General features: G+C 35.0%; 10 protein-coding genes and 1 pseudogene. 5 read left to right on the forward strand and 6 right to left on the reverse strand.

Annotated features, from left to right (window positions below; translation table 11 throughout):
* The 3 genes and pseudogenes from ACXJIE_RS04160 to ACXJIE_RS04170 all read left to right on the forward strand — a co-directional run.
* Positions 1 to 614: pseudogene (locus ACXJIE_RS04160) on the forward strand (dihydroxy-acid dehydratase); the annotation flags it as partial.
* A gap of 32 nt (positions 615 to 646) precedes the next feature.
* Entirely contained in the window at positions 647 to 2233 is a 1587-nt protein-coding gene (locus ACXJIE_RS04165; protein WP_456479713.1) for a sensor domain-containing diguanylate cyclase, read from the forward strand.
* Positions 2234 to 2243: 10 nt separating this feature from the next.
* Positions 2244 to 3083 carry a nucleoside recognition protein gene (locus ACXJIE_RS04170; protein ID WP_456479714.1) on the forward strand — a complete coding sequence of 280 codons (840 nt, stop codon included), beginning with the start codon at positions 2244 to 2246 and terminating at the stop codon, positions 3081 to 3083.
* Here ACXJIE_RS04170 and ACXJIE_RS04175 read toward each other — a convergent pair.
* The 5 genes from ACXJIE_RS04175 to ACXJIE_RS04195 form a co-directional block, all read right to left on the reverse strand.
* Positions 3080 to 3583 carry an ATP/GTP-binding protein gene (locus tag ACXJIE_RS04175; RefSeq protein ID WP_456479715.1) on the reverse strand — a complete coding sequence of 168 codons (504 nt, stop codon included), beginning with the start codon at positions 3581 to 3583 and terminating at the stop codon, positions 3080 to 3082. The genes ACXJIE_RS04170 and ACXJIE_RS04175 overlap by 4 nt on opposite strands.
* A 103-nt stretch (positions 3584 to 3686) precedes the next feature.
* Entirely contained in the window at positions 3687 to 4259 is a 573-nt protein-coding gene (gene amrA / locus ACXJIE_RS04180; RefSeq protein WP_456479716.1) for an AmmeMemoRadiSam system protein A, read from the reverse strand.
* 57 nt (positions 4260 to 4316) lie between these two features.
* A complete protein-coding gene (locus ACXJIE_RS04185) occupies positions 4317 to 4598 on the reverse strand; it encodes an EscU/YscU/HrcU family type III secretion system export apparatus switch protein (RefSeq protein ID WP_456479717.1) in 282 nt (93 codons plus the stop codon).
* Positions 4573 to 5043 carry an RNA 2',3'-cyclic phosphodiesterase gene (gene thpR, locus ACXJIE_RS04190; protein ID WP_456479718.1) on the reverse strand — a complete coding sequence of 157 codons (471 nt, stop codon included), beginning with the start codon at positions 5041 to 5043 and terminating at the stop codon, positions 4573 to 4575. The genes ACXJIE_RS04185 and thpR overlap by 26 nt, the downstream gene beginning before the upstream one ends.
* Positions 5040 to 5249 (reverse strand): DUF2905 domain-containing protein, encoded by a 210-nt coding sequence (locus ACXJIE_RS04195; RefSeq protein WP_456479719.1) that lies wholly within the window; start codon positions 5247 to 5249, stop codon positions 5040 to 5042. The genes thpR and ACXJIE_RS04195 overlap by 4 nt, the downstream gene beginning before the upstream one ends.
* 60 nt (positions 5250 to 5309) lie before the next feature.
* Between ACXJIE_RS04195 and leuC the strand changes: the two genes are divergently transcribed.
* Positions 5310 to 6587 carry a 3-isopropylmalate dehydratase large subunit gene (gene leuC, locus ACXJIE_RS04200; RefSeq protein WP_456479720.1) on the forward strand — a complete coding sequence of 426 codons (1278 nt, stop codon included), beginning with the start codon at positions 5310 to 5312 and terminating at the stop codon, positions 6585 to 6587.
* A 109-nt stretch (positions 6588 to 6696) separates the two neighbouring features.
* Here the strand turns inward: leuC and ACXJIE_RS04205 are convergent, their stop codons facing one another.
* Positions 6697 to 7164, reverse strand: coding sequence for a rhodanese-like domain-containing protein (locus ACXJIE_RS04205; protein WP_456479721.1), 468 nt, complete (start codon positions 7162 to 7164; stop codon positions 6697 to 6699).
* 89 nt (positions 7165 to 7253) lie between these two features.
* Between ACXJIE_RS04205 and ACXJIE_RS04210 the strand changes: the two genes are divergently transcribed.
* Positions 7254 to 8216 (forward strand): agmatine deiminase family protein, encoded by a 963-nt coding sequence (locus ACXJIE_RS04210; RefSeq protein WP_456479722.1) that lies wholly within the window; start codon positions 7254 to 7256, stop codon positions 8214 to 8216.
* The last annotated feature ends 198 nt before the right edge of the window (positions 8217 to 8414 follow it).

An 8414-nucleotide genomic window follows, 5' to 3' on the forward strand; every position in this document is an offset into this window, starting at 1 on the left:
AAGACGCCGTGGTTAAAGACCCGGAAGTAATCCATTCTATCGAAAATCCTTACAGCAAAGTGGGAGGCCTTGCTATACTTTTTGGTAACCTTGCGGAAGAAGGATGTGTTATTAAAACAGCAGGAATCACAGGAGAGAGAAAATTCAAAGGACGCGCGGTATGCTTTAACTCCCAGCAAGAGGCAATAGAAGGAATCACAAGTGGCAAAATCAAAAAAGGAGATGTTGTCGTTATCAGATACGAAGGTCCTAAAGGTGGTCCTGGAATGCAGGAAATGCTGGCACCCACAAGTCTGATTATGGGTATGGGACTCGGTGATAAAGTAGCACTGATTACCGACGGTAGATTCAGCGGCGCCACAAGGGGACTTAGTATCGGTCACGTATCCCCTGAAGCGGCGGAAGGCGGAATGATAGGTCTTCTTAAAGATGGGGACATAATTGAAATAGACGTTGATAATTTCTCAATAAACGTCGATTTATTCGAAGAAGAGATTGAAAAAAGAAAAAAAGAATTCACCCCTATTAAAAAAGAAGTGCCGGGCAAATGGCTAAAACAGTATAGAATGCTTGTAACAAACGCAAGTAACGGGGCAATTTTAAAAGCCGAATAATCATTTTGCCCTTTCGGGCGTAAAGGTAAAATTTGAGGATTAAAATATACATTGCTGTAATACTGCTTTCAATCGGTATAGTCGGACTTTCCTTATATTACGGCGAAAAAAGTATTAAAATTATCAAAAAGCAGATGGTAGAAAATGTTTATGAAGACAGAATGAACGAATATAATGTCTTTTATCAAAATAAAAAAATATTTTTGGACTCTTTTGCAAAATTTTTAGTTTCGTCTCCGACGGTAATTAAGGCATATTTGACAAACAACAGGGAAATGCTCATAAATTACGTAAAACCTTTGTATAAAAATTTACATTCTTCACATATTATAGAAGAGATACATTTTTTTAAAAGACCCGCTATAAGTTTTGTAAATTTTGCAAATTTGAAAAAGTACGATTTCAGTGTGGCAAAAGCAAGAGCCGATATCATCTGGATAAACACATCATTCGCACCTTTAAACCATTTTTATGTATGCCGGTTATACGCCGGACTTAGGGCAACATATCCCATAATATACAAAGACAAACTTCTCGGCAGTCTTTCGTTCGGCGTTAATATAGACGTTTTTAAAAAACTGTTTGAAAAAGTGGGGGCTAAAGACGTCAGCATATATTTAAACGACACTATCTTACAACAGATGCTTTTGCCTCAAAAACACAGTTTTTATAAAACATTGCCAAAATACGAAAATTACAGGGTGTTAGGAAATATATTTAAAAATATCACTCTAAAACAAGGTTACGAAACACATAATGATATTGTATATACAAAAATAAAAATAGTGGATTTTTTCGGCAACACTATGGCCTACCTTATAATTAAAGACGATATAAGCAAGTCCATCAATACGTTAAAAACGGTTCTGAAAGAAAAAATGAGTATCGAAATATTCGGCTTTATTATTATTTTTACAATTATTTTTGTTTTGTTTAAATGGCTTTTTGACAAATTAAACGAAATGAACAACATACTGAATCTGATCAAAAACCAGGAATTCGACAAAATACCGGAAAAATCAAAACCCAAAGACGAACTGGATATATATAAAAACAATCTGATAGATATGGCAAACGATATAAAAACATACATTTCCATACTTACCCAAAAAGTGGAAAAATATTCCGACAAAGCATATAAAGACGGACTTACCGAAATTTTAAACAGAAGGTTTCTGGAAGAAAAAGCGGACGAACTGTTTTTAAAATATAAACTTTCTGATATGCAGGTTGGTATAATAATGCTTGATATTGACAACTTTAAAGTTATTAACGATTCTTACGGTCACGATGCGGGAGATTTGGTATTAATAACCCTTGTAAACAAAATTAAAAAAATTATAAGAAAAGACGACATCTTTATCAGATACGGAGGAGAAGAGTTTGTCATTATTCTTCCTAATTCAAATATAGAAAACACCTTTAAAATAGCCGAAAAAATACGACGGGAAATTGAAAGCACCGAAATAAAAATAGGAGACAAACACCTTTCATTCACCATAAGTCTGGGTATAAGCGAAATTCACAAAACCGACAGCAGCATTTACGATGCAATAAAAAGAGCCGATTCTAATCTTTATAAAGCAAAAAGAAACGGTAAAAACAGGGTTGAATTATAAAAGAATTTGCATGAAACAGTTAATAAACCAGGCATTGAAAACGGCTCTTTTAATTATCAAACTCGTTATTCCTTTTTACCTTTTAGCCGATATTCTGATTTACCTCGGAATACTTCAAAAAATATCGTTTATTTTTGAGCCGATTACTTCTATAATGGGGTTATCCCCCGAAGTCTCACTTTCCATTGCGGCGGGAGTGCTTTTTAATCTTTATGCGGCTATAGCGTTTGCCGCACCTCTGGGATTAACGCCTTACGAATGGACGATTCTCGGGCTTTTTTTAGGTATTGCGCACGCATTGCCTGTTGAAAATACGATTATGAAAAAACTATCAATGCCTCACTGGTATTCTACATTGCTTAGAATTGGTGTCGGAATCATCGCCGTAATAGTCTTCCGGTTTCTTCCGGTTCACATTGAAGGCAAAAGCCTTCAAAAAGACATATCTCTGCCCCATTACGGTTCGTTTTGGGAGATGCTCGGCACTTCTTTATATAACGCATCCGTTTTGGCGGTTAAAATTATTATATTGATTACTATTATTATTTTTATAATGCATTTTATCAGAACAAAACTCTTTAAAAACAAAAACCTCAGCGCTTCCTTTTCAATAATAACAGGGATAATTTTAGGAATTACCTACGGAGCGGGAGTACTTATAGCCGAAAAAGACAAACTCACAAAAAAAGAGCTTTTATATGTCGGAACGTTTCTTATGATAGCCCACTCTTTAATTGAAGACCCTCTTTTATTTGTTCTGTTCGGGGCAAATCTTTGGGTTTTAGTCGGAATAAGGCTTATTTTGGCTGTTATATTTTCATATCTTGTCGTAAAATTTTATAAGGCTTAAGCAAAAATTTCCAATTTTTTAGAATCGTCAAAAAGCCTGTCAAACAGTTCTTTCGCTTTTTTTACCTCATCAAGTGTGGCCTTCATCTGTTTTAGCACGTCATCAAACGTTTTAACGCCTTCTTCTTTCAATGCATTCAAATAATTGTCATTTTTTATTTCAGGAAGCATGGATTTTAACATTTGGACGGTATTTGCCATAACCTTTTCATTCGCTTCTTTTTGTTTCATAAATTTTTCAAAAAGAGGTTCTATTTTTTCAAAAGCCTCTTTTATCTCTTTAAGGTCCTGCTCACTAAGCCCGTTGCCTTCGTAATGAAATTCATATCCGTATTCATGCTTTATTGTAAATTCTTCAGATTCAAATTCTCCGCCTCTTTTATAAGAGCTGAGCGCTTCTATGGAATCAAACATTTTAAGATCAATTTTATCACCGTCACTTGTTGTAAAAGAAAAATTAAAACTTGCAGAATTCAATCCGTATCTGTCGATGCTTAACATATAACACCCCCGAGTGTTTTATACCAAATCGGCAAAATCGTAAACCCGTTAAATTTTAGATCTGTTAAAAGCATGTTTTTTACCCGAAAAATTTTTTCGGGAATTATTCTTCCTCTTCAACTTCTATCGCCTGATATGTATAAATCACCGGATGATACATCAGACAGTCTCCCGGCAGTCCCGCTTTCATACAAAGGTGTGCAAAGAAAAGCTCAAACGCCGGCAATTCTTCCCAAACACTCGGAAGGAAAGTGGCCTGATGGTTTGCAAGCTGCAAAATAACCCCGTCAATCCCCGGACGTATTTTTCTCATTAGGTCTTCTTTATCCTCATATTCAAGTTTTTCCGGAATTGTAAGTACACTTACTTCGATTTTCACCCTCTCAAACTCTTCAGGCGCTAAAGGCGGAAACCTCGGATCTTCAAACGCGGCTGCCTTCGCATTTGCAACCACATCATCAATAAGGGGTCTGTACGGCAAAATGGAACCGATACAACCCCTTAAATTAGAGCCTCTCGGTTTGTCTTTCATTTTAAGCGTAACAAAGCATGCCCTTTTTTCGGCTAAAAACGAATATTTTTTTATCCATTCTTCTTTGTCTATAAGCTTTTTACCTTCAAATTCTTCCAATATGGACATTCTTGCAAGTTTTAACAAAACTCTTAAATCTTCCATTTCCCCTCCTTTATATTTTATTTATTATATCATAATTCTTTAGTCTTTTCCACTAAACTATTTGCTTAATTGTGCCTTTTCCTCAAGTTTATAAAGCCAAATAAAGACATCCACCACGGCCTCATACATTTTCGGCGGTATTTCTTCTCCGATTTCAACATTCAAAAGCATATCAGCAAGAGTTTCGTTTTGAAAAAGAGGCACATCGTAAAGCTTTGCTTTTTCTATAATCTTTTTTGCAATTTCCCCTTTGCCCTTTGCAATCACTTTAGGAGCGTTTTGTTCATAAGCTTTGTATTTTAACGCCACGGCTTTATTCATATTTGTAAATTTTTTCATATACAGGACCTTTTTTTGTCAGTGTAGATTTGTATAGATATACCTCAAGAGGTATTTCAAATTCAATGTTTTCATATTTTTTAAGCTCGTCCCGGAATTTTTCATCTTTAATGTTTTTAATTCTGCAAAGCGTTATGTGAGGTTTAAAGGGTTTGTCGTTTTTTAAACCGAATTTTTCGTTTATCTGTCTGTTTATATCGTCACCGACATCCGCTTTTAAATATAAAATTTTATCCCCGAACGTTCCAATCCCTTTAACTTTTAACATTTCATTTTTCACTTTTAATTTAGTTTTATATTTTTCGGGTTCGTCATCCCCTATGAATTTATGCGTTAGGTGAAGATTCCATCCCTCTACCCATTTGCCTTCTATATATTTGGATAAATCTTGTTTAAGAGCCCCGTATATCGGAAAACTCACAGGCGTTGCGATAAAAAGCCTCATTTTAAAAACCTTGAGACTATACTAAAAATTATACTTAACACAATACTTATAATAATTGAAGAAGTAATCGGAAAATAAAATTTAAAATTTCCTTTGTCTATTACGATATCACCCGGAAGCCTGAAAAGCGGAAACCCTTTAAATACATACAAAATCAGACCGATCAGAATAAAAACAATTCCTGTAAAAATGAAAATTTTAGCCATTTTCAGCCTTTTTTATATATTATATCAAATTAGTTATAATTTCATTAAAAAAGGACAATTATGCCTATGACAATAACCGAAAAAATTTTTGCGGAACACATCGGCCGCGAGGTTAAACCGGGTGAAATAATTATGTGCGATGTGGATATGACAATCGGAAACGACATAACAACACCTATTTCAATCAGGGCTTTTAACGAAAGCGGTGCCGAAAAACTTGCCAAACCTGATAATTTCGCAATAGTTCTTGACCACTTTATCCCTCCAAAAGACATTGCAAGTGCAAACCAGGCTAAAATAAACAGGAATTTTGCGTATAAACACGATCTTAAAAACTTTTTTGACGAAAAAGATATGGGAATCGAGCACAGATTACTTCCTGAAAAAGGTCTTGTAATTCCTGGTGACGTTATTATCGGTGCGGATTCTCACACTTGTACACACGGCGCTTTAGGAGCTTTTTCTACGGGTATGGGTTCTACCGATATTGCATTTTGTATGATTACCGGAAAAAGCTGGTTTAAAATTCCTGAGAGTATCAAAGTCATATTCAAAGGTGAAAGAAAGCAGCACGTTTACGGAAAAGATCTGATCTTAGAACTTATCAGAAGAATAGGCGTTGACGGCGCATTATACAAAGCTCTTGAATTCACGGGAGAAGTTATTGAAAACCTGCCTATGGATGACAGAATGAGTCTTTGTAACATGGCGATTGAAGCGGGAGCCAAAAACGGAATCGTAGCTTATGACAAAATTACCGAAGCGTTTTTAGAAGAAGTTAAAAAATACAATCCTTTAAGAAGCGAGCCGAAAATCCACTATTCGGACCCTGATGCAAACTATTCTCAGATAATTGAAATAGACGTAAACGAATTAGAACCGCTTGTGGCGTATCCGTTCCTTCCAAGTAACGGCAAACCTATCAGTCAGGCCGTTAAAGACGATATCGAAATAGATCAGGTATATATCGGAAGCTGCACAAACGGAACATTAAGCGATCTTAGAATTGCCGCTGAAATACTTAAAGGTAAAAGAGTTCACAGAAGAGTAAGACTAATCGTTACTCCTGCAACTCAAAGAATTTACAAACAGGCCGAACACGAAGGAATCCTTGATATCTTAATTGACGCCGGTGCTGTTGTGGCAAACCCTACATGCGGTGCCTGTCTTGGAGGATATATGGGAATTTTGGGTGACGGGGAAAGAGCCGTAGCCACTACAAACAGAAACTTCAGAGGAAGAATGGGAAGCAGAAGCAGTGAAGTATATCTTTCAAACTCTGCAGTAGCAGCCGCAAGTGCAATCGCCGGTAAAATCGCAGATCCGAGAGACCTTTAATATATTCTTCTCCCTTCCTTCAATAATAGGTAAATATAAGAAAAACAAAACTTCAGTATTACAATGGGTGACAGACACTTATAATGCAAATACCCAAAAAGGGTATAATTTATTTTTGAAGCTGAATTTTTACAGGGCCCAATTTCATAGCGTTAATAACAGTCCCTCCGTTTTGGATCCAGGCTTTCATTCCGCCTTTTAAAACATATACGTTATTGAATTTGTACCATTTTTTAAGTGTGGCCGCTGCAAGTAAAGCCCTGTGTCCGGTTCTGCAAACCGTTACTATTTTTTCGTCAGGTTTGATTTTTCCTTTTTTTACCGCTCCGTAAATTACACCTCTGGGAATTAATTTAGCTCCTTTAATATGTCCTGCTAAAAATTCTGGCAGCTCTCTGACATCCACAATTTTAACTTTTCCTTCTTTAATCCATTTTTTAAGCGTTTGTGCGGTTACAAAGTTGTTCCCTACAATTTTCAAAGCTTCCGCCTTTTGTGCTTTAACACCATCTAAAGGGTTGTATGCAAACAACAATCCCACACTCAACAAACCGCCGATTACCAGTTTTTTCAACACAAAAGCTCCTTAATTTTTTTTTCAAAATCAAGTATAATATAATTTTCATATTCTTATTAATAATATAAGCAAATTTTATAAGGCGAATAATGGACTATCTTATACCGGAATGGAAAACTCAAGAATTCGTACAATTGGTGTTTCCTCATAAAGAAACTGACTGGAACTGCTGTTTGAATGAAGCAATCAATACTTTTACTGAAATAGCCTATGCAATAGCACAATATGAAAAAGTATTAATATGTTATCAGGATAAAAACACAATTTCTCATTTAAAACATAAAAACTTTATATTTAAAAAAATAAAAAACAACGATACATGGGCAAGAGACTTCGGCGCCATCAGTGTAAAACAAGATAATAAAGTAAAACTGCTTGATTTTAAATTTAACGGATGGGGACTAAAATTCCCCGCAAATTTAGACAATCAGATATCCCGTAAACTGTTTAACATTGATAAAAGCTTCAATTTTGTTCTTGAAGGCGGAAGTATCGATACCAACGGCAAAACATTATTAACCACCTCCCGGTGTTTATTGGAACCGAACAGAAACTATCCTTTATCAAAAGAAGAAATAGAAAATTTTTTAAAAAAAGAACTTTTTATAAATGAAATAATATGGTTAAAACACGGTTTCTTAGAAGGCGACGATACCGATTCGCATATAGACACCCTGGCAAGATTCATAAACGAAAACACCATTGTTTACTGTAAATGTAATAATAAAAACGATATTCATTATGAAGAACTTACAAAAATGGAAAAAGAACTTAAAAAAACCGGCTACAACCTGATCCCGCTTCCGCTTCCCGAGCCTAAAATATGGGACGATCACCGTCTGCCTGCTACCTACGCCAACTTTTTAATAATTAACGGTGCGGTTTTACTTCCAATATATGAAGACAAAAACGACAAATATATTTACGATATGTTTTGCAAAATATTTCCGAACAGAGAAATCATCCCTATAAACGCAAACACACTTATAAAACAGCACGGCTCAATACACTGTATTACAAAAGAATATTTTGCAAATCATTTAAAAAATTGAATCTTTCTTTTTTCATTTAGCAAAAAATAATTGAGGAAGAAATAAAAAGTATATTATATGTAAAACAAATAAGCAATAAAGCATTATAAAGGAAAAAACGATTAAACTAAAAGAATTGAGTATCAAACAATACAAAAGTGCCAGACCCTATTAATATTAGAATAATTGAAATAAAAGATTTAATAATTGAAGTGTTGC

The organism is Nautilia sp. (assembly GCF_053994455.1).